This window comes from Jidongwangia harbinensis, assembly GCF_020216025.1.
GTDB classification, from domain to species: Bacteria; Actinomycetota; Actinomycetes; order Mycobacteriales; family Micromonosporaceae; genus Actinoplanes; species Actinoplanes harbinensis.
The window spans coordinates 442085-466269 of the sequence record NZ_JAIWNC010000002.1 but is presented as its reverse complement, the minus strand read 5'-3'; the positions used below and the strand labels follow the sequence as shown (position 1 = coordinate 466269).

At 74.3% G+C, this 24185-nt stretch carries 24 protein-coding genes; 15 read left to right on the top strand and 9 right to left on the bottom strand.

The genetic code is table 11. The features are described from left to right. Positions 1–7 precede the first annotated feature (7 nt). Entirely contained in the window at positions 8–1072 is a 1065-nt protein-coding gene (locus LDL48_RS04620; protein ID WP_225253719.1) for an oxidoreductase, read from the bottom strand. A 60-nt stretch (positions 1073–1132) separates the two neighbouring features. Here LDL48_RS04620 and LDL48_RS04615 point away from each other — a divergent pair, with 60 nt between their 5' ends. From LDL48_RS04615 to LDL48_RS04595, 5 genes are all read left to right on the top strand, one after another. Continuing rightward, positions 1133–1471 carry a MerR family transcriptional regulator gene (locus tag LDL48_RS04615; protein ID WP_225253718.1) on the top strand — a complete coding sequence of 113 codons (339 nt, stop codon included), beginning with the start codon at positions 1133–1135 and terminating at the stop codon, positions 1469–1471. A 120-nt stretch (positions 1472–1591) separates the two neighbouring features. Then, a complete protein-coding gene (locus LDL48_RS04610; RefSeq protein ID WP_225253717.1) occupies positions 1592–3559 on the top strand; it encodes an APC family permease in 1968 nt (655 codons plus the stop codon). Positions 3560–3584: 25 nt separating this feature from the next. Further along, positions 3585–4997, top strand: a complete 1413-nt coding sequence (locus LDL48_RS04605; RefSeq protein ID WP_225253716.1) for a sensor histidine kinase — start codon at positions 3585–3587, stop codon at positions 4995–4997. Continuing rightward, positions 4994–5701, top strand: a complete 708-nt coding sequence (locus LDL48_RS04600) for a response regulator (protein ID WP_225253715.1) — start codon at positions 4994–4996, stop codon at positions 5699–5701. Before LDL48_RS04605 ends, LDL48_RS04600 begins: the two co-directional genes overlap by 4 nt. Continuing rightward, positions 5698–6606 carry a phosphotransferase enzyme family protein gene (locus tag LDL48_RS04595; RefSeq protein WP_225253714.1) on the top strand — a complete coding sequence of 303 codons (909 nt, stop codon included), beginning with the start codon at positions 5698–5700 and terminating at the stop codon, positions 6604–6606. Before LDL48_RS04600 ends, LDL48_RS04595 begins: the two co-directional genes overlap by 4 nt. A 62-nt stretch (positions 6607–6668) precedes the next feature. Here the strand turns inward: LDL48_RS04595 and LDL48_RS04590 are convergent, their stop codons facing one another. Beyond that, positions 6669–7262 (bottom strand): helix-turn-helix domain-containing protein, encoded by a 594-nt coding sequence (locus LDL48_RS04590; protein WP_225253713.1) that lies wholly within the window; start codon positions 7260–7262, stop codon positions 6669–6671. Between the two features lie 120 nt (positions 7263–7382). Between LDL48_RS04590 and LDL48_RS04585 the strand changes: the two genes are divergently transcribed. From LDL48_RS04585 to LDL48_RS04575, 3 genes are all read left to right on the top strand, one after another. Beyond that, the gene (locus LDL48_RS04585) at positions 7383–8924 is read left to right on the top strand and encodes an MFS transporter (RefSeq protein ID WP_225253712.1); all 1542 of its coding nucleotides are present in this window, start codon (positions 7383–7385) and stop codon (positions 8922–8924) included. A 134-nt stretch (positions 8925–9058) separates the two neighbouring features. Then, on the top strand, positions 9059–9655 hold the full coding sequence (locus LDL48_RS04580) for a winged helix-turn-helix domain-containing protein (protein WP_225253711.1): 597 nt from the start codon (positions 9059–9061) through the stop codon (positions 9653–9655). Next, entirely contained in the window at positions 9652–10878 is a 1227-nt protein-coding gene (locus tag LDL48_RS04575) for an MFS transporter (RefSeq protein ID WP_225253710.1), read from the top strand. Before LDL48_RS04580 ends, LDL48_RS04575 begins: the two co-directional genes overlap by 4 nt. 3 nt (positions 10879–10881) lie before the next feature. On the opposite strand, the gene LDL48_RS04570 is transcribed toward LDL48_RS04575, so the two are convergent. Further along, positions 10882–11475, bottom strand: coding sequence for a TIGR03086 family metal-binding protein (locus LDL48_RS04570; RefSeq protein ID WP_225253709.1), 594 nt, complete (start codon positions 11473–11475; stop codon positions 10882–10884). Positions 11476–11582: 107 nt separating this feature from the next. On the opposite strand from LDL48_RS04570, the gene LDL48_RS04565 reads away from it, so the two are divergent. Next, the gene (locus LDL48_RS04565) at positions 11583–12191 is read left to right on the top strand and encodes a TetR/AcrR family transcriptional regulator (RefSeq protein ID WP_225253708.1); all 609 of its coding nucleotides are present in this window, start codon (positions 11583–11585) and stop codon (positions 12189–12191) included. Positions 12192–12368: 177 nt separating this feature from the next. On the opposite strand, the gene LDL48_RS04560 is transcribed toward LDL48_RS04565, so the two are convergent. Next, entirely contained in the window at positions 12369–12998 is a 630-nt protein-coding gene (locus LDL48_RS04560; protein WP_225253707.1) for a hypothetical protein, read from the bottom strand. A gap of 70 nt (positions 12999–13068) precedes the next feature. On the opposite strand from LDL48_RS04560, the gene LDL48_RS04555 reads away from it, so the two are divergent. Beyond that, a complete protein-coding gene (locus tag LDL48_RS04555) occupies positions 13069–13914 on the top strand; it encodes a metallophosphoesterase family protein (RefSeq protein WP_225253706.1) in 846 nt (281 codons plus the stop codon). Between the two features lie 13 nt (positions 13915–13927). Here LDL48_RS04555 and LDL48_RS04550 read toward each other — a convergent pair whose 3' ends face one another. Both LDL48_RS04550 and LDL48_RS04545 read right to left on the bottom strand, forming a co-directional pair. After that, positions 13928–14308 carry a VOC family protein gene (locus LDL48_RS04550; protein WP_225253705.1) on the bottom strand — a complete coding sequence of 127 codons (381 nt, stop codon included), beginning with the start codon at positions 14306–14308 and terminating at the stop codon, positions 13928–13930. Positions 14309–14328: 20 nt separating this feature from the next. Then, entirely contained in the window at positions 14329–16764 is a 2436-nt protein-coding gene (locus LDL48_RS04545) for an alpha/beta hydrolase (RefSeq protein WP_225253704.1), read from the bottom strand. Between the two features lie 127 nt (positions 16765–16891). On the opposite strand from LDL48_RS04545, the gene LDL48_RS04540 reads away from it, so the two are divergent. Then, on the top strand, positions 16892–18088 hold the full coding sequence (locus LDL48_RS04540) for an acyltransferase family protein (protein WP_225253703.1): 1197 nt from the start codon (positions 16892–16894) through the stop codon (positions 18086–18088). Positions 18089–18103: 15 nt separating this feature from the next. Here the strand turns inward: LDL48_RS04540 and LDL48_RS04535 are convergent, their stop codons facing one another. The 3 genes from LDL48_RS04535 to LDL48_RS04525 are packed head-to-tail and all read right to left on the bottom strand — an operon-like array spanning position 18104 to position 20651. Continuing rightward, positions 18104–18577, bottom strand: coding sequence for a hypothetical protein (locus tag LDL48_RS04535; RefSeq protein ID WP_225253702.1), 474 nt, complete (start codon positions 18575–18577; stop codon positions 18104–18106). Next, positions 18574–19980 carry an ATP-binding protein gene (locus tag LDL48_RS04530; protein ID WP_225253701.1) on the bottom strand — a complete coding sequence of 469 codons (1407 nt, stop codon included), beginning with the start codon at positions 19978–19980 and terminating at the stop codon, positions 18574–18576. The genes LDL48_RS04535 and LDL48_RS04530 overlap by 4 nt, the downstream gene beginning before the upstream one ends. After that, positions 19977–20651, bottom strand: a complete 675-nt coding sequence (locus tag LDL48_RS04525) for a response regulator (protein WP_225253700.1) — start codon at positions 20649–20651, stop codon at positions 19977–19979. The genes LDL48_RS04530 and LDL48_RS04525 overlap by 4 nt, the downstream gene beginning before the upstream one ends. A 112-nt stretch (positions 20652–20763) precedes the next feature. Here LDL48_RS04525 and LDL48_RS04520 point away from each other — a divergent pair, with 112 nt between their 5' ends. The 4 genes from LDL48_RS04520 (at position 20764) to LDL48_RS04505 (ending at position 24173) form a co-directional block, all read left to right on the top strand. After that, entirely contained in the window at positions 20764–21528 is a 765-nt protein-coding gene (locus LDL48_RS04520) for an SGNH/GDSL hydrolase family protein (protein WP_225253699.1), read from the top strand. A gap of 156 nt (positions 21529–21684) precedes the next feature. Beyond that, positions 21685–22461, top strand: a complete 777-nt coding sequence (locus LDL48_RS04515) for an acetate and sugar kinases/Hsc70/actin family protein (protein WP_225253698.1) — start codon at positions 21685–21687, stop codon at positions 22459–22461. Between the two features lie 27 nt (positions 22462–22488). Then, on the top strand, positions 22489–22824 hold the full coding sequence (locus LDL48_RS04510) for a TraR/DksA family transcriptional regulator (RefSeq protein ID WP_225253697.1): 336 nt from the start codon (positions 22489–22491) through the stop codon (positions 22822–22824). Positions 22825–22910: 86 nt separating this feature from the next. Beyond that, positions 22911–24173 (top strand): ferredoxin reductase family protein, encoded by a 1263-nt coding sequence (locus tag LDL48_RS04505; RefSeq protein ID WP_225253696.1) that lies wholly within the window; start codon positions 22911–22913, stop codon positions 24171–24173. Positions 24174–24185 lie beyond the last annotated feature (12 nt).

The following is a 24185-nucleotide window of genomic DNA, read 5'->3' as shown; positions in this document are numbered from 1 at the left end:
CAGCCGCCTAGAAGTAGGTGTCCTCGTCGGACTTGCGGTAGTCGCGGATCTCGTCGAGACGGCCCGCCGCGGCCAGCCTCACCCAGGCCGGATTGCCGAGCAGGACACGCCCCAGCGCGACCAGGTCGAAGTCTCCGGCGTCGAGACGCTCGACCAGGGTGCGCAGCATCGGCGACCCGAGGAAGTCGCGGGTCAGTCCGACCGAGCCGACCGTGATGGCGGGCAGGCCGGTGAGGTGGCGCGCCCAGCCGGCCAGGTTGCGCGGCGAGCCCGGGAACGCCGGATCGGCGAAGTGCCGCTGGGAGGCGTGCAGCGCGTCGGCACCCGCCTCCGCCAGGGCGCCGAGGAGCACCGCCAGCTCGGCGGGTGACTCGGCGATCCGGGCGGCGTAGTCGCGCTCCTTGAACTGCGAGAACCGCACGATGATCGGCATCCCCGCGGGAATCGCGGCCCGGACCGCCCGGACCACCTCCGCCGGGAAGGCGGCCCGGGCGGCCGGGGAGCCGCCGTACCGGTCGGTGCGGCGGTTGGTGTGCGGCCAGAGGAACTCGTCGAGCAGATAGCCGTGCGCGGCGTGGATCTCCACCGCGTCGAAGCCCGCGCGCACCGCCACCCGCGCGGCGTCGGCGTACGCGGCGAGCAGGACGTCGATGTCCGCGAGCGTCATCGCGTGGGTGCCCCGGGGAACGCCCGACGGGGTCCAGGCGGCGATGCCGTCCACCGCCTCGCGAGCGCTGCCGACATGCCAGAGCTGCGCGGCAATCCGGCCGTCCGCGGCGTGCACCTCGCCGGTCACCCGCCGCCATCCCCGCTCCGCCGGGCCCGCGGTCATCCGGGGCACGGCCGTCTCGTGGCCCGCGCTCGGGTGGCCGACGAGCACGCCCTCGGTGACAATCAGACCGATGCCGTTCTCGGCCCGGCGCCGGTAGTAGGCCGCCACCTCCGGCGTCGGCACCCCACCCGGCGACCGCGAACGCGTCATCGCGGCCATCACGAACCGGCTCGTCAACGGCACCCCGGCCAGGGTGGTGGGCCGGAGCAGCGGGCTCAGCAGAGTGCTTGTCTCGGTCATGACCCCACGCTAGAACTTGACACATATGTCAGGTTCAAGCCCTGTGACGAAGGAGACCCCATGCGGATCGGCGACCTGGTCGCGGCGACCGGGGCGAGCGCGCGATCGCTGCGCTACTACGAACAACAGGGCCTGCTGGTGAGCGAGCGCACCACCGGCGGGCAGCGGCGCTACCCGCCGTCCGCGGTCGAGCGGGTGCGACTGATCCAGTCCCTGCTGGCCGCCGGCCTGTCCAGCAGCACCATCCACGACGTGCTGCCGTGCATCACCGAGGAGGCGATCCGCACGCCCTGGCTCGCCGAGCGGCTGCGCGGTGAACTGGCCAGGGTCGAGGATCAGATCAGCTGTCTGCACCGCACCCGCGACATCCTGGCCGGCCTGGTCCGGCAGTACGCCTGACCGCGCGTCCGCAGGTGGCATCCCGCCGGGCCGGCAAGGTCCCGTCAAGATCTGGTGGCCGGGCGTCAAGAACGCGTCAAGATCTCCGGCACCGGCGCCGCCGCGGCCTTCACTGGGCGGGTGCCGACCTCCGTGAAACGCCTCCTGGTGGGGCGCCCGCTGCGTAGTGACCGCCTGGGCGAGACGTTGTTGCCGAAACGGCTGGCGCTGCCGGTCTTCGCCTCCGACCCGTTGTCCTCGGTGGCCTATGCCACCCAGGAGATCCTGCTGGTGCTGACGCTGGGCGGGCTGGCGTACCTGTACCTGGCGCCGTGGGTGGCCCTGGCCGTGGTGGTACTGCTGGCGGTGGTGGTGGCCTCCTACCGGCAGGTGGTCCGGGCGTATCCGAGTGGCGGCGGCTCCTACGAGGTGGCGTCGCGCAATCTGGGCCGGCCGGCCGGTCTGGTGGTCGCCGCGGCGCTGATGGTGGACTACGTGATGACGGTGGCGGTGTCGGTGGCCGCCGGTGTCGACAACATCATCTCCGCGGTGCCGTCGTGGCAACCGCACCGGGTGCTGATCAACGTGGCGTTCGTGGCGGTGCTGACCGCGATGAACCTGCGCGGCGTTCGCGAATCGGGCACCACGTTCGCCTGGCCGACGTACCTCTTCATCTCCGGGGTCCTGGTGATGGTGGCGGTCGGATTGGGCCGGGCGGTGGCCGGTGACGCCCCGGTCGCCGAGTCGGCGGGGTGGCAGGTGCGCCCCGAGCAGGTCGGGCTGACCGGGCTGGCGCTGGCGTTGCTGACCTTGCGGGCGTTCGCGTCCGGCTGCACCGCACTGACCGGCGTGGAGGCCATCTCCAACGGCGTTCCGGCGTTCCGGCCGCCGAAGGCCGCCAACGCCGCGCGCACGATGCTGGCGATGGGCGCCACCGCGATCACCCTGTTCGCCGGGATCACCGCCCTGGCCCTGATCACCCGGGTGCGGGTCGCCGAGCACACCTGCGACCTGATCGGTTTCCCCGGTGACTGCGCGGCCGACCCGCAGCGCACCGTGATCGCGCAGGTGGCCGCGGCGGTGTTCGGCGACGGCAGCGCCGGATTCTTCGCGATCCAGGCCCTGACCGCGCTGATCCTGATCCTGGCGGCGAACACCGCGTTCAACGGTTTCCCGCTGCTGGCCTCGATTCTGGCGCAGGACCGGTACCTGCCGCGCCAGCTGCACACCCGCGGCGACCGGCTGGCGTTCTCGAACGGCATCATCGTGCTGGCGGTGGTCGCCGCCGGCCTGATCTGGGCGTTCGACGGGTCGGTGACCAGGCTGATCCAGCTCTACATCCTCGGCGTCTTCACGTCCTTCACGCTCAGCCAGGCCGGCATGGTGCGGCACTGGAACCGGGCCCTGGCGGGCGAGAAGGACCCGAGGGTACGGCGACAGCTGCACCGTTCCCGGGCGATCAACGCGCTGGGCTGCGCGCTCACCGGACTGGTGCTGGTGATCGTGCTGGTCACGAAGTTCACCCACGGCGCCTACCTGGTGGTGATCGCGGTGCCGGCGTTGTTCGTGCTGATGCGGGCGGTCCGTGGCCACTACGACCGGTTCGGCGCCGAGCTGGAACCCGAGCCGGGCGGAGTGGTGATGCCGGCCCGGGTGCACGCGGTGGTGCTCGTGTCCCGGGTGCACCGGCCCACGCTGCAGGCGCTGGCGTACGCCCGGGCCACCCGGCCGGACACGCTGACCGCACTGACCGTGGAGATCAACCGCGAGGAGGCGGTACGCCTGCGGCAGCACTGGGAGGACCGGGGCCTGCCGGTGCCGCTGACGGTCCTGGAGTCGCCGTACCGGGAGATCACCGGTCCGGTGCTGGACCACGTCGCGCGGCTCCGCGCCGAGGACCCCGGCGCCCTGGTGGTGGTCTACATCCCCGAGTACGTGGTGGGCCGCTGGTGGGAGCAACTGCTGCACAACCAGAGCGCCCTGCGGCTCAAGGCGCGCCTGCTGTTCCAGCGCCGGGTCATGGTGGTCAGCGTGCCGTGGCAGCTGGCGTCCAGCCACCGGCCGCCCGGCGACCCGCAGCCGGTTCCGGCCGGTCGGCGCCAACCGTAGCCACGATCGGGTAGACCTGATCGACATGGGGATCTCGACCACGGCCGGGCCGGCCGGCCGGCGCTTCGGCCCAGTGCGGCGTACCGCGGCCGGGCTGGTGGCGGCGACCATCGGCCCGGTGGCCGCGACCGCCGTGCTGGCACCGGCCCGCGGTCACCTGTCCCTGGCCAGCTTGGTGCTGCTGTTCCTGGTGCCGGTGCTGGCGGCAGCCGCGGCGGGCGGCTGGGTACCGGCGGTGACCGCGGCGGTGGTCGCGGACCTGCTCGTCAATTACTTCTTCGTACCCCCGTACCGGAGCTTCGTGGTGGCGACCGGCGACGACGTCGTCGTGCTCGCCGTCTACGTCGGGGTGGCCGTCGCGCTCAGCGTCGCCGTCGACCTCGCCGCCCGGCACCGCGCCACCGCCGAGCGCCGCGACGCCGAGGCGGCACTGCTGGCCACGGCCAGCGCCCAGCCCATCGAGCAGGCATCGCTGACCCGTCTGCTGCAGCAGGTCCGCACCACGTACCGGATGAGCACCGTCGCGCTCACCGACAACGGCCGCACCGTCGAACGGATCGGGCCGCCGCCGCAGGGTGATCCGGTCCTGTCGGTCGCGGCGGGCGGCGGATCCCGGCTGCTCGGCTGGGGACCACACCTGTTCGCGGAGGACCGGCGCGCCCTGGCCCGGCTGGCCACCGCCGCGGGACGCACCTGGCAGACGCACCGCCTGGCCGGCGAGGCCGCCCGGGCCGCCGAGCTGGCGCACATCGACCGGGTCCGCGCCGCGCTGCTCGGCGCGGTCGGCCACGACCTGCGCACCCCGCTGGCCGGGATCAAGGCCGCCGTGTCCAGCCTGCGCCAGTCCGACGTCGACTTCAGCCCCGGTGACCGCGCCGAGCTGCTGGCCACCGTCGAGGAGTCCACCGACCGGCTGACCACCGTCGTGGACAACCTGCTGTCCCTGAGCCGCCTGCAGGCCGGCGTGCTGTCGGTGCACCCCGGTCCGACCGCCCTGGACGCGGTCGTCGCCCGCGCCGTGCTGACCACCGACACGCGCGGCACGGCGGTCGAGGTCGACGTGCCCGACGACCTGCCCTGGGCCCTGGCCGACCCGGGACTGCTGGAGCGGGTGGTGGCGAACCTGCTGTCCAACGCCTGCGCCGCGAGCCCTCCGGGCCGGCCGGTGCGGCTGGCCGGCCGCGCCGGCCGGGACCACCTGCGGCTGCACATCATCGACCACGGCCCCGGGCTCGCCGAGGACGACCAGGACCGGGCGTTCGCACCGTTCCAGCGCCTCGACGACCACCACCGCGGCGGCCTCGGCCTCGGCCTGGCGATCGCGAAGGGGTTCACCGAGGCCCAGGGCGGCACGCTGACCCCCGGCCGGACCCCGGACGGCGGACTGACCATGACGATCACGCTGCCGCTGGCGGCCACCGGGCCGGGTGCACCGTGACCCGGATCCTGATCGTCGACGACGACGCCGCGCTGCTGCGCGCCCTGCGGATCAACCTCACCGCGCGGCGATACGACGTGAGCACGGCCGCGGACGGCGCCACCGCGCTCACCGTCGCCGCCCGCAATCCGCCCGACCTGGCCATCATCGACCTCGGTCTGCCGGACCTGGACGGCGTCACGGTGGTCGAGGGCCTGCGCGGCTGGACCCGTGTCCCGATCATCGTGCTGTCCGCCCGCGACACCGAGTTCGCCAAGGTCGACGCGCTGGACGCCGGCGCCGACGACTACGTCACCAAGCCCTTCGGCATGGACGAACTCCTCGCCCGCATCCGGGCCGCCCTGCGCCGTGCCGCCCCCGCCGCCGGCGCCGACACCGCGATCGTCACCACCGCCGACTTCGTCCTCGATCTCGCCGCCAAACGGCTCAGCACCACCGCCGGCGAGCCGGTCCGGCTGACCCCGACCGAATGGCACCTGCTGGAGATCCTCGTCCGCCACCGGCACAAGGTCGTGGCGCACCGGCAGCTGCTGCACGAGGTCTGGGGACCCGCCTACGACACCGAGACGAACTATCTGCGCGTGCATCTCGCGAACCTGCGCCGCAAGATCGAGCCCGACCCGGCCAGCCCGCGCTACCTTCGCACCGAGCCCGGTATCGGTTACCGGTTCACCCCGACACCCCCGGAGGTACGCCCCGAGTGATCGACCCGGACGTGTGCGCGCGGTGGCGGCTCGTCCCCGGCCCGGTGCTGGGCGACCGGCCGAGCGGCACCTGGGCGGCGACCCGCGGCGACGCGGCGTTCGTGGTGAAGCACCTGGACCCCGTGACGTTTCCGGGCTGGCGGTACACGCTGCGGGTCGCCGCCGCGCTGCGCGCCCGGGGCTGGCCCACCCCGGAACCGGCCGAGGAGCCGCTGACCGGTGCGGGCGGCACCTGGGTGCTGTTCCGCCGGCTGCCCGGCAGCCCGACCGGGCCGGGCGACCGGGGCCGGCCCGCCGAGCAGCGGGCCCGCGGACGGTTGCTCGCCGAGCTGCACGCGGACGCGCTGGCCACCGGCATCACCGATCAGCGGGACGGGTTCCGCTCCCCCGCGGACGTGGTGGCCGACCCGGAACTGGACCGATGGCTGCGGGCGCACGAGGCGGTCCGCCCGGACGAGGGCACCGTGCTGCGGTCGGTCCGGGAGACGACCGCGCAGTGGTTCGCCGACCACGCCGATCCGGCCGCGCCGCGCAGCGTCATCCACGGCGACTTCACACCCTGGAACCTGCTGTACGACGACGGCCGGCTGACCGGCGTGGTGGACTTCGAGGCCACCCACCACACGTTCCAGGTGGCCGACTTCGCGTTGTCCTGGCGCGGGTACCAGGACGACGTGCTCCGCGGCTACGACGAGGTGCGCGCACTGTCCGATCTGGAGTGGCACCTCGTGCGGCCGACGTTCCGGGCGTGGCTGTTCCTCGGCGTCCGGGACGTTCTGGCCAGGTACTACGGCCGTCCCGGCCGGCCCTGCGGCCCGGCGCCGGATCTGCGCTGGCAGCTGGCCCACCTGGGCCGGCAATCCGCCCTCCTGACCCGGAAGGCCGGCCCGGCCGACCCGGGCTGACCCGGGCTGACCCGGCTGACCCGCCGGCCGGACCAGGCCGGGCGGGCGGGCGGGCAGCCGGATCAGGCCGGGCGGCCCTTCGGTGCGGCGCGGACGTGGGCGCGTTCGCCCTGCTTGCCGATCAGGCTGAGGTACTCCACGGGACCGGAACCGGCGGCGCCGAACCAGTGCGGGGTACGGGTGTCGAACTCCGCGGCCTCCCCTGGTCCGAGCGTCAGGTTGTGCTCGCCGAGGACCAGGCGCAGCGTGCCGTTGAGGACGTAGACCCAGTCGTAGCCCTCGTGCGTGCGCAGCTCCGGCTCGCGGTCGCCGGCGCCGGCCGGCAGGACGAACTTGTACGCCTGGATGCCTCCGGGCCGCCGGGTCAGGGGCAGGATGATCGATCCGTCGCCGCAGGCGATGGGTCGTAGGTTGATCCGCGGGTCGCCGGTCGGCGGGGCGCCGACGAGTTCGTCCAGGGTGACGCCGTAGGCGCGGGCGAGCGGAAGGAGCTGTTCCAGCGTGGGCCGGCGCACGCCCGCCTCGAGCCGGGACAGCGTGCTGGCCGAGAGGCCGGTCTCCGCGGCCAGGTCGGCGAGCGTGATGTCGCGACGCTGCCGCAGGAGCTTCAGCCGGTGCCCGACCGCGTCGAGAGTGCGTTCCACTTCCTCGTCCATCCCCCCATATTTCCATTCGGCAAGAAGCTTTGCGCATCGGCCGGGGCCCGTTCACAGTCGGCGGCGGGGACGGCCGGTTCCGGCGCGCGTACCCCATGGCCGATCCGAAAGGAACCGCACGTGACCTCCCCCGGTTTTCCCTCGCAGGTGCGCACCGCCGGCACGACGGTCCAGGACCCGCGCCGCCGGCGCGCGATCCTGGTCGCGGTGTGCGTCGCCCTGATGGCGGTGATCGCCTCGGTCTCCGGGCTGAACGTCGCCCAGCAGGAGATCGCCGTCGCGTTCGACGCCTCGCAGAGCACCGTGCTGTGGATCATCAACGTCTACACCATCACCCTGGCCGCGCTGCTCCTGCCGCTCGGCGCGCTCGGCGACCGGTGGGGCCGCCGGCCGGTGCTGCTCACCGGCCTGGTGGTCTTCGCCGCGGCCAGCACGGCGGCCGGTCTCGCCACGTCGTCCGGCGTCCTGCTCGCGGCCCGTCTCGTCGGTGGCGTGGGCGCGGCCATGATCATGCCGGTCACCCTGGCCGTGATCACCTCGACGTTCCCGGACGAGGAACGCTCCCGGGCCATCGGCGTCTGGACCGGCGTGGCCGGCGGTGGCGGCATCCTGGGCATGTTCCTGTCCGCGGTCCTGGTCGACCTGGCCAGCTGGCGGTGGCTGTTCGTGCTGCCGGTGGCGCTGGTCGCGGTGGCCGTCGTCATGGCGCTGCGGTCGGTGCCCGACTCGCGCGAGGAGTCGGCGCACGGGTACGACACCGTCGGTTCGCTGGCGTCCGTGGTCGGCGCGGTGGGCTTCATCGTCGTACTGCACGAGGGCCCGGTGCGGGGCTGGTCCGCCCCGGTGACGCTGGTCAGCCTGCTGGCCGGGGTCGTCGGTACGGCCGCCTTCGTGGCGTGGGAACTCCGCCGCCCGGCTCCCCTGCTCGACGTCCGGCTGTTCCGGGAGCGCGGCCTGGCCGACGGGTCGGTGGCGCTGCTGGCCGTCTTCGGCGTGCTGGCGGGGATCTTCGTGGTGCTCTTCCCCTACTTCCAGGCGGTGCTCGGGTGGTCCGGCCTGCGCTCCACGCTCGCCCTCATGCCGATGGCGCTGCTGATGATGGTCGCCTCCGGCCTCGCTCCCCGGGTGGCCGCGCGGGCCGGCGGCCGCGCGACCATGACGTCCGGGATCCTCCTCGGCGGTGCCGGCCTGGCGCTGATGGCCAGCTTCGTCTCCGTCGACGGCGGCTACCGGTCGGTGCTGCCCGGCATGCTCGCCATGGGGCTGGGCATGGGCCTGACGATGACGCCGGCCACCGAGGCCATCACCTCCGCGTTGCCGCGCGACCGGCAGGGTGTGGCGTCCGCACTCAACGACGTCACCCGCGAGTTCGGCACCGCCCTCGGCGTGGCGCTGCTCGGCGCCGTCCTGTCCGCCGGCTACCGCAGCGCCGTCGACGACCGCCTCGACGGGGTTCCGGCCGGCAGCGCCGACGCCGCCCGCGACGGCATCGCCAACGCCCTGGCCGGTGCGGACCAGGCCGGCGCCGCGTCCCCCGCGCTGATCCGGGCCGCCCAGGAGTCCTTCGTGGACGGCTGGCGCCAGGCCATGTGGGCCGGAGTCGGCGTCATGGCGATCCTGTTCGTCCATGTCCTCGCGGGCCGCCGCCGGCCGACCCGGTGAAGCCGGATGACAACGGCCGGCCTCGGTCGTGCGGCTCCGGATCGCGCGGCCCGGAACGTGCGGCTCGAATGGATTGCCGCCCCGGCCAGTCACAACCATTGCAGAGGTCTTATGCATTAACTATTGTGCATTCCATGACACCGCCGGACGGACCGCACGACCTCCATCTCACCGAGGTGCAGACGCTGCGCGCGATGGCGCATCCGCTGCGCATGCGGATCATCGGGTCGTTGCGGGTGGACGGCCCGGCCACGTCCGCCGTGCTCGCCCGGCGGCTCGGCACCGACTCCGGGCAGACCAGCCACCACCTGCGGTTGCTCGCCCGGTACGGCTTCGTCGTCGAGGCCCCCGAACTCGGCAAGGGCCCGCGCGGACGGGAACGCTGGTGGCGAGCGGCCACTCGGAGCACGTACTGGACCGAGGACCTCGACCGTCTCGGCCCGGACGGGGCGGGCGCGGTCCGGGCCCTGGCGGACGCCGCCCGCCGGGTCTGGGACAACCTTGTCGACACCTACCGCGATCAGGTCGACCGGGGCGAGTGGGAGCCGGCCTGGCGCGACGCCGCGGGCGCCGGCGACATGGTGGTCCGCCTGACGCCCGAGCGTCTCACCGCGATGCGCGACGAGATCGAGGCGGTGGTCGCGCGGCATGACCTGACGGACCGGTCGGCCGACGGCGCCGAGTCCGTGGTGGTCGTGCTGCAGGCGTACCCGCGCAGGGTCGTGGAATGACCGCGCCCGGCCTGTGGCACAACCGCGAGTTCAATCTGCTGTGGACCAGTCAGGCGCTGTCCGACCTGGGCGCCTCGGTCTCCACCTTGGCCATGCCGTTGCTGGTGCTGGTGCTCACCGGCTCACCGGTGCAGGCCGGGCTGGTCGGGACGCTGGCGCTGGTGGTACGGCTGATCTGCCGGTTGCCCGCCGGCGTTCTCGCCGACCGGGTCAACCGCCGCCGGGCGATGATCGTCTGTGACGTGGTCCGGCTGATCGCGCTGACCGGTCTCGCCGCCGCCGTCTGGACCGGGCGCGCGGGCCTCCCTGTGATCCTGGCCGTCGCGCTCGTCGACGGCGTCGGGCAGACGTTCTTCAGCACGGTGGAGCACGCCGCCCTGCGCAGCATCGTCGAACCGGGCCAGTTGCCCACCGCGGTGGCCCGCAACGAGGCACGCAACTACGCCGCCGGCCTCGCCGGTCCACCGCTGGGCGGGCTGCTGTTCGGGCTCGGACACGCGTTGCCGTTCGCCGGGAACGCGCTCACCTACCTGGCCTCGCTGGCCGGTGTCGCGCTGATCCGCCGGCCGCTGCAGGCGGCCCGCGACGAACCACCTGCCGGACACGCCGCCGCGCTGGCCGAGGGCCTGCGCTTCGTCCTGACCAACCCGTTCCTGCGCGCGGTGCTGGTCATCGCGGCGCCCCTGAACTTCGCGCTGGGCGGGGCCATCTTCGCCATCATCGTCACGTTGCAGCGGCACGGCACCGAACCCGCCGTCATCGGCCTGGTCGAGACGATCATCGCGGTCGGCGGCCTGGCCGGGGCCGGGGCGGCGCCGGCGTTGCAGCGCCGGTTGCCTCTCGCCGTGCTGGTCCGGGTGATCTGCTGGGCGGCGGTGGTCCTGGTCGCCTCGAGCGCCCTGTTCACCGACAGCGTCGCCGCCGCCGTCCCGATCGCGCTGGCCGTCTTCCTCGGTCCCGCGTGCAACGCCGCCCTGTTCGGCTACCAGGCGGCCATCACACCGGACCGGTTGCAGGGACGGGTGGTGAGCGTCATCCTCACCGGCGCGATGTCGGCCGCCGCGGCCGCACCGCTGCTGGCCGGTGCGGTCGTGGCCGCGTGGGGCGGGCCGTCGGCACTGCTGTTGTCCGCGGCCGCGGTGGCCGCCTCGGCGGTGGCCGCGACGGTCAGCCCCGGCATCCGCACCATGCGGCCGATCGAGGAGGCCGCCGTACCCGCCTGACCGTCAGTGTCCGGGCGCCCAGTGCGGCTCGCGGCCGGTGAAGGCGAGGAACCGGTCCAGGGCCGGGGCGTCCACGGCGACCGGCACCTCCGGCCCGAACGGCATCCCGGGGCCGCGGTACTCCGGCCGCACCATGCCGTGGAGGGTGGCCAGCGCCCGTTCGCACGCCGCCGGGTCGGGCTGCCAGACCTGGCCGGTGGCGCGGGCCAGGTCCCAGCCGTGCCCCAGCACCTCGGCGGTCAGCAGGTCGAGGACGACCGCGCCCGGGTACACGCCGCCGAGCGGGGGCACGTTCACCTCCGCGGTCCGCACGCCGGCGGCCGTCGTCGTCCGTACCGTCGCGGTCAGCTTCTCGATCTCCGCGGCCGCGGCCGAGGGGCTCTCCGCCGCGGGGTGTGCCGCCGGGTCCGGTCGCCGTTCCCCGGCCGGGTCGGTGAGCGCGACGTCGAACAGGTGCAGCCAGCCGAGGAGGTGCCGTTCCAGCGACGCCACGTCCAGCTCGGTGCAGGGGGTGGGCTCCTTGCGGAGTCCGGGGTCGATGTCGCGCACCACGCGCGTCAGGTCCTGCAGGAGCATGGTCAGCGTGTGGTCAGTCACGGAGAAGGTCCTTCTGGAAGGGGTCAGAGCGGCAATCAGAGCACAGCATTTTGGCCAGAGCAAGCTCTGATGAGAAGAGCGGCGCCTAGACGATCTAGACTGTGCCCGTGACTCCCCCACCCGGCGGCAGACGGGCCGAGTACGCCGAGTTCACCCGGACCGCCATCCTGTCCGCCGCCCGCGACCTGTTCGTGCGGCACGGCTACTTCGGCACCCGCGTCGAGGACATCGCCCGCGCGGCGCGGGTCGCTCCGGCGACGGTGTACGCGGTCGGCGGCGGCAAGAGCGGCCTGCTGCGGAAGCTGATCGAGGACGGTACGACCGACGAGCGGCAGGCCGAGTTCGACGCGGGAATGGCGGCCCTGCACGATCCGCACGAGGTGATCCGGGTCGTGGTCGAGGGCACCGGGTCCGCGTTCGCGACCTGGTCCCCGCTGATGCGCCAGGTCGTCGCGGCCGCGCCGCGGGAACCGGCGGTCCGGGAGAGCATGGACATGGCGCACGCCGGGCTGCGCAGGGGCCTGGCCCGGACCGCCGGCCGGCTGGACGAACTCGGCGCGCTGCGGGCCGGCCTGAGCGTCGACGAGGCCACCGACGTGCTGTGGTTCCACCTGAGCAACGCCGCGTACTTCACCCTGACCGACGACCTGGGCTGGCCGCTGCCGCGCGCCACCGGCTGGCTGCGCGGCCGCCTCACCTCGGCGTTGCTGGCATGACCAGGCGCCGGACGCCCGCGAGGCCCGACGCGGTCGCGGCGCGGCCGGCGGCGGCCGGTCCGCGCGAGGTGTGCCGGCCGGTGCGGCACGCCCGGGACACCGAGCGGGACGACCGGGCGGTCCTGCCGGCCGGTCCTGCCGGCCGGGGCGGTCGGCACGGGACAGCCGCGCGGGTCCTCAGGTCGGCGGAGTCCAGGTGGCAGGCAGGTAGGCCCCGGCCAGCACGGCCCGGTCGAGCAGCACCTCGACCTCGTGCATGAAGGGGAGCCGTGCGTTCCGGAGGTCCGCGCCCCGCAGGTCCACGACGACGCCGGACCCGGGCGCGAGGCGGTTGATGACGGACAGCGCCGCGTACACGTCCTCGGACGGCTGATCGTGCGCGCCGCGGCCGTCGTTCGACTGCACCCGCACGAACGCCCCCAGAACGAACACCACCGTCCGCCGATCGGCGCCGGAATCCCGGCCGACCCGCTCCAGGGCGTAGATCCCACCGATCCGCACCGCCAGCTTGTCGTTCCCGATCTGGTCCACCGCCCGGGTGTAGCGCTCGGTTATCTGACCTTCGCGGTTGAGCCGGAACGACCGGGCCGCGAGGTACACGGTGCCGGCCGTGCCCATCGCCGCCAGCAGCGCGACGAGCGGTACCCGGGTGTCGTTCGCGGCCTTCAGACGGTCGGCCGAACTCATCCCGGCCGAAGGATGACGGGTCAGCCAGGCCGGTAGGACCCACAACAGCAGACCACTCAGGAGTACGACGCCGGCGAGGGCGAGGGCCCAGCGTCCGTAACGTACCCGGGGAGTCGCCATGCGGCATCCTAGTACGGCGGGTGGTGGGCCGGATGGCGGGCGGCGGTTCGTCTTCGGCATGATCGGCGTGATGACGGGCAATCTGTTCGCGGTCAGTGACCTACACGTCTCGTACGCGGAGAACCGGACCGTGGTCGACGGCCTGCGGCCGGAGACGCCGGACGACTGGCTCATCGTGGCCGGCGACGTCGGCGAGAAGGTCGCCGACATCGAACGGACCCTCGCCGAGCTGCGTGGCCGCTTCGCCGCAGTGATCTGGGCACCGGGCAACCACGAGCTATGGACCCATCCGAGCGACCCGGTCACGCTGCGCGGCGTCGCCCGCTACGAGGCATTGGTGCAGGTCTGCCGGGACCTCGGCGTGCTCACCCCGGAGGACGACTTCGCGGTCTGGCCGGGCCCCGGCGGCCCGGTCGCGGTGGTGCCGTTGTTCCAGCTGTACGACTACTCGTTCCGCGCGCCGGGCACGTCCACCAAGGAGGAGTCGCTGAGCCGGGCGTACGCGGCCGGTGTGGTCTGCACCGACGAGATGCTGCTGCACCCGGACCCGTTCCCGGACCGGGAGTCGTGGTGTGCCGACCGGCTGGCGCGGACCCGGCGCCGGCTCGACGCCCTCGATCCGGCGCTGTCCACCGTGCTCGTCAGCCACTGGCCGCTGGTCCGCGAGCCGACCGACGTGCTGTGGCATCCGGAGTTCGCCCAGTGGTGCGGCACCGAGCTGACCGCGGACTGGCACGTGCGGTACCGCGCGGTGGTGGCGGTCTACGGGCACCTGCACATTCCGCGGACCACGCACTACGACGGCGTCCGGTTCGAGGAGGTGTCGCTCGGCTATCCCCGGGAGTGGAAACGCCGCGGTGTGCCGCCGCGGCCGATGCGCCGGATCCTCCCGGACGCGGGGGCCGGCCGGGCCTGACCGGCTCCGCCGCCTACACCGCCGGGACCCGCCGCCGCAGCAGGCAGAACTCGTTGCCCTCCGGGTCGGCCAGGACGTGCCAGCTCTCGTCGCCGGTCTGGCCGACGTCGGCGGGACGGGCGCCGGCCGCGAGCAGCCGGTCGAGTTCCGCCGCCTGGTCGCGGTCGGTGGCGTTGACGTCGAGGTGCAGCCGCAGCTTGCCCTTCTTCGGCTCGTCCGTCCGGTCGATCACGATGGTCGGCTGCGGGCCGCCGAAGCCGGTGCCCGGCGGCCCGATCTCGATCGCGTCACCCTCCCGGCCGAGTTCGACGTAGCCCAGGACCGTGCACCAGAACCCGGCCAGCAGCTCGGGATCGTGGGCCTCCAGCACGAGTTCCGTTATCCGGCATGCCATCGGGCCAGGCTATCGCGCGGTCACCGGTCGAGCACCGTGCCGACCAGCTCGGCCCGCCACGGATCGAGCCCGTCGTCCGGGGTGAGCGCGTCGATGCCCAGGCGCAGGTGTTCGTCCGGTTCGGCGAGGTCGTCGGCCACCGTCGGCACGGCCAGCTCCGCGGTCACCGCGCCGGCCGGCACGGTCAGCGAGTACGACAACCCGCGGGCGAGCGGGCGTTCCGGCTGCGGGCTCTGCCCGGCGCGGGCCAGCCAGTCCGGGTCGACGTCGACCGTGGACAGCACCGCGCCGTCGCCGCGGGGACCGGCCCCGACGTGCAGGTCCAGGTCGACCTGGAGCGGCTTCGCGAGGGTGAACCGCCAGGCGAGGCGTCCGCCCTCGGTGACCCGGTCGGCGACCGGGACGACCTCGATCGGCGGTAGCGGGTCGTCGTTGCGGACGATGATCTCGGCCTGGTTCGCGCCGATCACGGCGTCGCGGGCCGCCCACGCCCGGACCTGGAACTCCCGGTTCGGGCCGTACTCGCGGTCACCCGGCACGGTCAGCGGCAGTTCCAGCGACTCGGTGCCCGGCCGGACGTCGACCAGCCGGGACTCCTGGTGGCCCGCGCCGTCGACGACCGCCAGCCACACCTGACCGGTGACGGTTCCGGTGACGGTGGCCGGCACGTGCAGCGCCGGAGCACCGTCGGCGCCCTCCGCGACCGTGGCCGATCCGAGGTCGACCCGGGCCGCCTCCGCCGGTTCCGTCTCGGCGGTACCGGGCTGCCAGCCCCAGGCGTCCAGCAGCCACGCCCGGCCGGACGCGCTCCGCGGAACGACGACCAGCTCGGCCACGTGCGCCAGGTCGACCGCGGCGGCGGCGTCCAGCGGCACCCGTACCTCCTGTGCCCAGGCGGCGAACGTGTTCGTCGTGCCGGGGATGCCGTCCAGCCGGACCTCGCCGAGCACGGCGCGCCGGCCGGCCTGGTCGGCGACCGCGACCTCGAGCCGGGTGCCGGTGCTGTTCGGCGGCACGACCACCCGCAACGCCACCGCCTGCGCGCCGGCCAGCGAGACCGGCCGGTCCGGGCGGAGGGTGGCCGGTGCGCCGGGGTCCGTCCAGCTCAGCGCGGCGCCGTACCGGCTCGGATCGGTCTGGGCCCGGACCACCGTGACGCCGTGCGGCGAGCCGGCCGGCAGTCCGCAGGAGGTGGCCGGGTCGGCGTCCGCGAGCCGGCAGACCCGCGCGCCGGTGGCGGTCACCGACGGGTCCGGTACGACCAGCGGCGACCGCCGGCCGCCCAGCGCGTGGGTCCGCACGTCGGCCCGGCCGGCGCTGGCCGCCCGCGACCCGGAACCGTCCAGCAGCGGCCGCACCGCGTCCTCGCCCAGGCCGAACAGCCGGGCGGCGGCCGCCACGTAGGCGGCACCGGTGGCCTGCTGTTCGGCCGCGGTCAGCCGGCCCGGCGCGGTGCCGGGTGTACACCGGGCGTCGGGTTCCGCGCTGGTGAAGTCGTCCCACGCGGGCCCGTGCGCCTGCCCCGGCGTCCATTCGGAGTTGAACCAGTTGTGGTTGGCGCCGGCCAGGTAGACGGCGCTGTGCAGGGCGGTGCCCCGGCCCACCCCGCGGGTGGCGTCCACGTAGGCCTGTCCGTCGAGCCGGGCGACGTCGCCGTCGCAGTTGGGCAGCACCACCATCGACGGTACGTCCGGCACCGGGTTGTGCCCGAAGGACGTCGGCGCGAGCAGGGCCAGCCCGCGGATCCGCCAGCGGTCCGGGTCGGGTTCCGGGTCCGGGCCGGGCGGTGCCGGGTACCGGCTGTCCATCGCGGCCCGGCTGACCCCGTCGCCGCCGCGGGAGTGGCCCACCAGCACCACCCGGGACAGGTCGGCCCGGGCCGCGTTCCGGAGGACCTCGGGTGCGCCGTCGCCACCGGCCGCCCAGCCGGCCAGCCGGTCCAGGTGCCGGCGGACCAGCGACGAGCGGGCCCGGGCGCCGCCGTCGGCCGGATGCGCGTCCTGGGCGTTCACGCCGTTCGCGTCGACCGAGACGGTGAGGAAGCCGTGCGAGGCGAGCAGTTCCTGGATCGGCAGGAAGCCGCGGTCGCTGCGGATCGGCTGGTAGCCGTCGGGGCACGGATCCGCGAAGATCGCGTCGGCGCGCTCCGGCCCGTCGAAACACGTCGGGTACTGCCCGTGCAGGAACACCACCACCGGCAGCGGGCCGGGTGCGTCCGACGGCGCCACCACCACGGCGCCGAACGCGACCGGGGCGTCCAGGTCGGGCAGCGTCACCGGGGACAGGTCGTACCCGCCGGTCGTGGTCCGGTACGGGCCGGGCCGCCCGGGGTCGGGAGTCTCCGGCGCCCGTTCCGCCCGGGCGTTCTGGCCGGCCGAGGCCACCGGCGTGACCGCACCGGTGGCCAGTACGGTTGCGGTCAGCATCGCCGCCGTCATCGCGAATCGTCTGCGCACGTCTCCTGGACGCGGACGCGCCGCCGCCCGTTCAGCGCGCCGGGCATGACGTTTCCCACACCGATGGCGACGAAGCTGCGACATTGTCCGGACACGGCTCGGACACCGGTCGGCGAGCGTGTCGGGCATGACGGTTCTCGCACAGCGCTCCCGGGCGGGGCACCAGGTGGCGGCACTGGACGGGCTCCGCGGGGTGGCCATCCTCGGGGTCCTGCTGTTCCACACCGGGCACCTGCCGGGCGGCTTCCTCGGGGTGGACCTGTTCTTCGCCCTGTCCGGCTACCTGATCACCGACCTGCTGCTGCGGGAGGTCGCCGCCACCGGCACGGTGTCGCTGGTCGCGTTCTGGGGCCGGCGGGTCCGCCGGCTGGTCCCGGCGCTGGCGGTCCTGCTGGCCGGCGTCTCCCTGGTGGTCTGGGCGGCCGGGCCGCCGGATCTGGTACGCACCACCCGGTCGGACGGCCCGTGGGTACAGCTGAACCTGGTCAACTGGCACCTGCTCGCGGAGTCGGCCGGCTACTGGGACCGGTTCGGCGCGGCCCGGGTGTTCGGGCACCTGTGGAGCATCGCCGTGGAGGAGCAGTTCTATCTGGTGTGGCCGGTGCTGGTGCTGCTGCTCGCCCGGTCCGGGCGGCGGGCGGACGGCCCGGTCGCGGCGGTCGCGGTCCTGGTGTCCGGCGCCTCGCTGGCCGCGATGATCGCGCTCGTCGACCCGGCGGACCCGAGCCGGGTCTACACCGGTACCGACACCCGGGCGTTCTCCCTGCTGCTCGGCGCGCTGGTGGCCACCGGGCCGGTGCGGACGGCGCTGGCCCGGGTGGCGGCCGGTCCCCGGGCGGGTGCCGTCCCGGCGGTGCTGCTGGCCGGGATCGGTACGGCCTGGTGCCGCACCGACGGGACCGGCTCGATGTGGTTGTTCACCGGCGGCCTGTTCCTGCACTCGCTGGCCGGTGCCCTGCTGATCGGGCTGTGCGTGTCGGCGCCGGGTACCGTGGTCGCCCGGGCCCTGGCCTGGCAGCCGCTGCGGTGGTTGGGGCTGATCTCCTACGGGGTCTATCTGTGGCACTGGCCGATCGTGGTGCTGCTTCCCGCGTCCGCGGCCGGTCTCGACGGATGGGTCCGCACCGCGGCCGTGTGCGCCGGGGCGATCGGCCTGGCGGCGGCGTCGAAGTACCTGGTCGAGGACCCGATCCGGTTCCGGGCCCGCTGGGCGCACGGCCGGACCGGGCTGCTGGCGTTCGTCCTGCTGATGGCCGGGTTGGCGGTGCTGTGGTGGGCGATGCCGGAACCGGCCCCGGTGGAGATCGACCTCGGTGACCTGTGACCGGCCGGTCGCCGGTCAGCCGGTCCGCGGGCAGGTCCGGTGCCGCTCCGACTCCGGGCTGGCCAGCGTGAACGTCACCTGCACCCGGGTGTCCGCCGCACCACCGCTCTGCACCCAGACGCCCAGCGCCGTGCAGACGATCTGGTCGATGCCCAGCGGGGTGACCTCGTACTCGGCCAGCGGCGTCATCAGGCGGATCAGGCCGGGGCGGGGGTCCACCACGATCGGGGCGGGCCCGCTCGGCGTGATCTCGGTACGCAGGCCCGAGCTGCCCGGGCCGGTGAGCAGCAGGGCCAGCGCCTCGGAGATCGTGCCCAGGCGGTTGATCCGCCGCAGCTGCGGCTGCAGCCGGCCGTCGTCGTCCACGAAGTACAGCGTCACGCCGGGCGCCACCCCGGTCGCGGCCCGGCCGGCGTCGTCCACCCCGGAGGGCTGGATGCCGCAGCCCGCGAGCAGCAGCGCCAGCGCCGCCGGCCAGCTCCGCCTCACGTGTCCTCCCTCGGCAGGTGCAGCACGAACCGCGCTCCCCCGCCGTCGGCGTTGCCCGCGGTGAGGTCGCCGCCGTGCAGGCGGGCGTTCTCCCGGGCGATGGCCAGGCCCAGCCCGCTGCCGGGGGTCCGGGACCGGGCCGCGTCGTGCTTGTAGAAGCGTTCGAACACCTGGGGCAGCACGTGCCCGGGCAACCCGGGCCCGCGGTCGGTGACCTCGATCGACACCAGGGCCGGCCGGTCGGTGATCCGGACCCGGACCGGCGGGTGGCCGTGCCGCAGCGCGTTGCCGACCAGGTTGGCCACGATGACGTCCAGCCGGCGCCGGTCCACCCGCAGCCGGGTGCCGGGCGGCGCGACCAGGTCCACCCGGCCGGCCCAGCCCCGGGCCCGCAGGGAGTCGCGCACCGCGTCGGCCAGGTCGATCTCCTCCATCAGGAGCTGGGCCGTGCCGCCGTCGAAGCGGGACACCTCCATCAGGTCGTCGACCAGCCGGACCAGCCGGTGGGTCTCGGTGATCGCCAGTTCGGCGGACTCGCGGGCGTCGTCCGCCATCCCGTCGGTGGCGGACGCCAGCACCTCCACCACCGCGGTCAGCGTGCTCAGCGGGGTGCGCAGTTCATGCGAGGCGTCGGCGGCGAACCGTCTGGCGTCGGCCTGCATGCGCCGCATCCCGGCCATCGACTCCTGCAGCGATCCGGCCATCTGGTTGATCGTCACGGTCAGGTCGGCGAGTTCGTCGGCACCCCGGGGCGGTGACCGGGCGTCCAGGTCACCGGCGGCCAGCCGGCGCGCGGTGTCGCGGAGTTTGCGCACCGGGCGCAGCACGCTGCCGGCGGCGGACAGGGCCAGCAGCACCGCCAGGGGCAACGCCAGCGCGGCGGTGCGCGCCGCGGACCGGGTCATGCCGTCGACCTGCTGCTCGACGGCGGCGAGGTCGCGCACGGCGTACACCTCGATGCCGGAGCGGGTCTGCCGGCCGTCCGGGGCGGTGACCATGACCGGGGTGCCGATCAGCAGCCACGGCACGCCGCCCGCGCTGATCCGCTGGGTGGACAGCCGGTCCCGGGACCGCACCGCGTCGCGCAGCGCGTCGCTGACCAGGGCCGTGTGGTCACCCGCCGCGGATCGCAGCGCACGGTACGTGACCAGGGTGTCCGTGCCGACGGCGGCGCGCAGCCGGTCGAGGGCCGCCTGGTTCGGCGGGTAGGTCAGCTGCGGCGTGAGGGCGTTCAGCTGACCGGCGACGGCCTCGGTGAGCCGCCGCTCGGTCACGGTGACCAGCGCGGCACTGGCCGAGCGGGCGCCGGACCAGGCCGCGGCGCCGGCGCCGGTCACGGCCACCAGGACGAACGCGACCAGCAGACGGATACGCAGGCCACGCGGCCACCACCGGCGCGTCATACCGGCCCGAACCGGTAGCCGAAGCCCCGCACGGTCTGGACGTACTCCGGCGCGGCCGGGTCGGCCTCCACCTTCACCCGCAACCGTTGCACGCAGTTGTCGACCAGCCGGGAGTCGCCGAGATAGCGGTGCTCCCACACCTCCTCCAGCAGTTGCTGCCGGCTGAACACCCGCCCGGGCGTGCGGGACAGGGTCAGCAGCAGCCGCAGTTCGGTCGGGGTCAGCGGCACCGGTTCGCCCCGCCGCGACACGGTCAGCGCGGCGGTGTCGATGCGCAGGTCGCGGTGCACCCGTACCCCCTCGGTGGGGTCCGTGCTGCGGCGCAGCACCGCGCGGATCCGCGCGTCGAGCACGGTGGGCCGGGCCGGCTTGACGACGTAGTCGTCGGCGCCCGCCTCCAGCCCCTCCACCACGTCGAAGTCGTCGCCCCGCGCGGTCAGCATGATCACCGGTACCTGGGTCACCGACCGCACCCGGCGGCACACCTCGAATCCGTCGATTCCGGGCAGCATCACGTCCAGCACCACGAGGTCCGGCTCGGCCGCCCGGAGTTCCCGGAGGCCGTCCTCGCCGGTGTCCGCCGTCCGCACCGCGTGACCGTGCCGGCGCAGGGCGAGTTGCAGCCCGCGCCGGACCAGCGCGTCGTCTTCGATCAGCAGGATGGTCGCCACCCGGCCAGTATGGGAAACGCGGACCAGTCCGCGGTGGCGGCGCCGGACGCTGCGACACACCTGCGACACAGCGGTGGCGACGCCGGGACACGGCACCCGCACGGTGGACGCCATGACCACGACATCGAGATTCACCGTGGGCCTGACCGGCCTGCTCCTGCTCGCCGGCCTCACCGGCGCCTGCTCCGACACCACCGCCGCGACCGAGCGGCCGGCCGCCACGCCGGGGAAGGGCGGGCTGTCCACCGTGCTGCTGCTGGGCGACTCGGTCGCCGCCGGCCAGGCGGTGGCCCTGACCGAGGCGTTCGCCGCCAGCGACGTGCGGTTCCAGTCCGTCGCCTCCGAGGGCGGCGGGAACGTGGTCGGCCCCTTCGCGGACAAGAACTGGGCGAAGCTGCCCGGACAGATCACCGCCGCCCGGCCCTCGGTGGTGGTGTACCAGATCACCACCTACGACTGGGGCAGTGCGCAGGAGCAGCAGGCGGCGTACCGCAGGCTGCTCGGCACGGTCACCGACGCGGGCGCGAAGCTGGTCTTCGTCACCGCGCCGCCGATCCGGCCGGACGACTTCTACCGGCCGCACCTGGCCGAGATGGGCCGGGCCCCGGCCAGTGCCCGCGCGGTCGCCGAGTCCTCCGGCGGGCGGGCGGTCGTGCTCGACGCCGGCGCGGTGTGGGGCGACAAGTACCAGCGGACCCGGGACGGCAAGCCGGACCGCAGCACCGACGGCATCCACACCTGCCCGCAGGGTGCCGCCCGCTTCGCGAACTGGCTGCTCGGCGAGCTGGCCGGCCGGTATCCCGGCTTCACCCCCGCGGAGCCGACGGAGTGGGCGAACACCGGCTGGTCCGCGGACAAGCACTTCGTCGGCTGCTGACCCGGCCGGCCGCGGACCCCGGCACCTTGCCGGTCGTCGGCAGCCAACACGCGGAGTTCTGCTCCGGTCACCGACCCTGCCGGGCGGCCCCCGGCCCGCGACGATGGACTCCTCGGCCGGCGCATTCGTTCCGTGCCACGCCAGGAAGGGGTCGGGGTGACCGTGCCCGCAGCACCGCATCAGCACGCCGGGGACCGGCGGGCCGCGCCCACCGCACTGGCCGTGGACCTGGGCAGCTGCACCACCGGCGTGTGGGCGGCAGAGCGCGGCACGGTCAGCGGGTCCGCCGGTGACGTGTACCCGGCGGCCGGCGCGCCGGTGCGCCGGGGGCGGGTCACCGATGTCGCCGGCTGCGCCGCGCTGCTGTCCGGGCTGCTGGGCCGCTACCCGGAGCCGGTGCCGCCCGGCGGAGTGGTCGTGGCCTGCCGGCCGGTCCTCGCCTCGCGGTCCGAACAGGACGCCACCCGGCGCGTGCTCGAGCTGGTGTTCCGGCCCTCCCGGGTGCTGTTCATCGACTCCGTCCGGGCCGCCGCCATCGGCTCCGGCGCGACCGCCGGCCTGCTGCTGATCGCCGACGTCGGTGCGGAACTGACCGAGGTCGCCCTGCTCGACCACGGCCGGGTGCTCGCCGCCCGCCGCACCGAGATCGGCACCGGGGACCTCACCCTCGGCGCCACCGTCGACCTGATCAGCGACAACGTCGTCCGCCACGTGGACGACCTGCGCGCCACCCTGGACGCCCCGCGCCTGCGCGCCGCCACGGCGCGAGGGCTACTGCTGGTGGGCGACGGCGCCCTGCATCCCGGGCTGGGCGCCGCCGTCGCCGGCGCGCTGGGCATGCGCGTCCACCGCGCCACCACCCCACGCACGGCCGCCCTGAACGGCGCCGGACTGGCCGCGATGTCCCTCCGGCGCCACCCCGCCATCGTCTGACCGGTCGCCCACCTCATTGGAGGCATCATGACCCCTGCGTTGCACGCCACGGCCCCGCTGCCCGCGGAGCCCCTGGAACTGCTCCGCACCATGCTCGAGGACGACTTCGCCGCGCAGACCGCCCGGCTGACCCAGCTCACCGTGTACGCCCGGCTGCCCCGGCGCGCCGGCTACGACGTGCACACCCTGAACGGCCAGGCCGCCGACGCCCGTCAGCGGATCGCCGACACCGCCCGGGCCCTCCGGCGCATGTCCGAGGGCACCTACGGCCGGTGCGAGGCGTGCCACCGGCCGATCCCGCTGGGCCGGCTGCGGAACGCGCCCCACGCCACCCGTTGCACGCTCTGCGATCGAGACCGCTGAACCGACGCCACCCGGGTACGCCCTTCCACCATCCCGCCGCCACCCTTGAACGGACGGAAGGCAATTGGCCGACTGTGGGTAACCGGGTGATCGCCGCGATTCCGGCCGTCAACCTCGTGGTCTGGCTGGCCTTCCTCCCCCGGGACGACGGACGGCCCGGCTTCGTCCGGCAGGTCACCGGCGAGTTCATCGGCTCCACGATGGTGCTGCTGTTCGCCGTCGCCCTGCTGCTGGCCACCCGCGCCCGGTGGCTGGAGCCGCACTTCGGCGGGCTGGACAAGATGTACCGGGCGCACCGGCGGGCCGGGCTGTCCGGGTTCCTGCTGATCCCGGTACACGTCGCGCTGGTGCCGCTGGACACCGCCGACGTCAAGCCGGGCTCGCCGGCCGGCGTGATCGCCGCGGCGGGCATCACGATCCTGGTGCTGCTCACCGTGGCGCCCCGGGTGCCGGTGCTGCGCCGCCTCGCCAGCCTCACCTACGACCGGTGGCGCAGCTCGCACCGGTTCATCGGGATCTTCCTGATCGTGGCGCTGGCCCACACCCTGCTGGTCGACGCGCTGGTCACCACCACGGTGCTGCCGCTGGCCGTGGTCCTGGCGGGCTACCTCACCGGCATCGGGTCGTACCTGTACACGCTCCTGCTGGCCCGGTTCTTCCGGCGCACCCGGCGCTACGTGGTGCAGACGGTCCGCCGGCTCAGCGACACCACCGTGGAGGTGTCGCTGCGGCCACGGTCGGCGAAACGGATGGAGTTCACGGCCGGGCAGTTCCTGTTCGTACGGTTCCGGGCGCCCGGCCCGCTCCGCCGCTCGCACCCCTTCACGATCAGCAGCTCGCCCCGCGAGGACCTGCTCCGCCTGACCATCAAGGCCGGCGGCGACTTCACCCGCCGGGTGCACGGCGACCTCGCCGAGGGGACGCGGGCGACACTGGTCGGCTGCTACGGGATGTTCGACCACCGGCGCGGCGGCCCGCGACAGATCTGGGTGGCCGGCGGCATCGGCGTCACGCCGTTCCTCAGCTGGATCCGGGACCTGGACCACGGGGACCCGCCGGCGCACCGGGTCGACTTCTTCTACACGGTACGCACACCGGCCGACGCGCTGTTTCTCGACGAGATCGAACACGCGGCGCGCCGGCATCCGAACCTGCACGCCCACGTGGTGTTCTCGGCCCGGCACGGATCGCTGACGGCCGCCCGCATCGCGGCGGCGAGCGGCGGGGTGACCGGCGCGGACGTCTACCTGTGCGGGCCGTCACGGATGACCGGAACGCTGGCGCACGACTTCCGCCGGATGGGGGTGCCGTCCGGGTCCCTCCACTACGAGGAGTTCAACTTCCGCTGAACGGGCCGCGCC

Excerpts from the sequence above, each read along its gene's own strand:
- LDL48_RS04620 (WP_225253719.1), bottom strand. The coding sequence starts at position 1,072 with ATGACCGAGACAAGCACTCTGCTGAGCCCGCTGCTCCGGCCCACCACC.
- LDL48_RS04615 (WP_225253718.1), top strand. The coding sequence starts at position 1,133 with ATGCGGATCGGCGACCTGGTCGCGGCGACCGGGGCGAGCGCGCGATCG.
- LDL48_RS04605 (WP_225253716.1), top strand. The coding sequence starts at position 3,585 with ATGGGGATCTCGACCACGGCCGGGCCGGCCGGCCGGCGCTTCGGCCCA.
- LDL48_RS04590 (WP_225253713.1), bottom strand. The coding sequence starts at position 7,262 with ATGGACGAGGAAGTGGAACGCACTCTCGACGCGGTCGGGCACCGGCTG.
- LDL48_RS04580 (WP_225253711.1), top strand. The coding sequence starts at position 9,059 with ATGACACCGCCGGACGGACCGCACGACCTCCATCTCACCGAGGTGCAG.
- LDL48_RS04575 (WP_225253710.1), top strand. The coding sequence starts at position 9,652 with ATGACCGCGCCCGGCCTGTGGCACAACCGCGAGTTCAATCTGCTGTGG.
- LDL48_RS04560 (WP_225253707.1), bottom strand. The coding sequence starts at position 12,998 with ATGGCGACTCCCCGGGTACGTTACGGACGCTGGGCCCTCGCCCTCGCC.
- LDL48_RS04555 (WP_225253706.1), top strand. The coding sequence starts at position 13,069 with ATGACGGGCAATCTGTTCGCGGTCAGTGACCTACACGTCTCGTACGCG.
- LDL48_RS04550 (WP_225253705.1), bottom strand. The coding sequence starts at position 14,308 with ATGGCATGCCGGATAACGGAACTCGTGCTGGAGGCCCACGATCCCGAG.
- LDL48_RS04540 (WP_225253703.1), top strand. The coding sequence starts at position 16,892 with ATGACGGTTCTCGCACAGCGCTCCCGGGCGGGGCACCAGGTGGCGGCA.
- LDL48_RS04530 (WP_225253701.1), bottom strand. The coding sequence starts at position 19,980 with ATGACGCGCCGGTGGTGGCCGCGTGGCCTGCGTATCCGTCTGCTGGTC.
- LDL48_RS04520 (WP_225253699.1), top strand. The coding sequence starts at position 20,764 with ATGACCACGACATCGAGATTCACCGTGGGCCTGACCGGCCTGCTCCTG.
- LDL48_RS04510 (WP_225253697.1), top strand. The coding sequence starts at position 22,489 with ATGACCCCTGCGTTGCACGCCACGGCCCCGCTGCCCGCGGAGCCCCTG.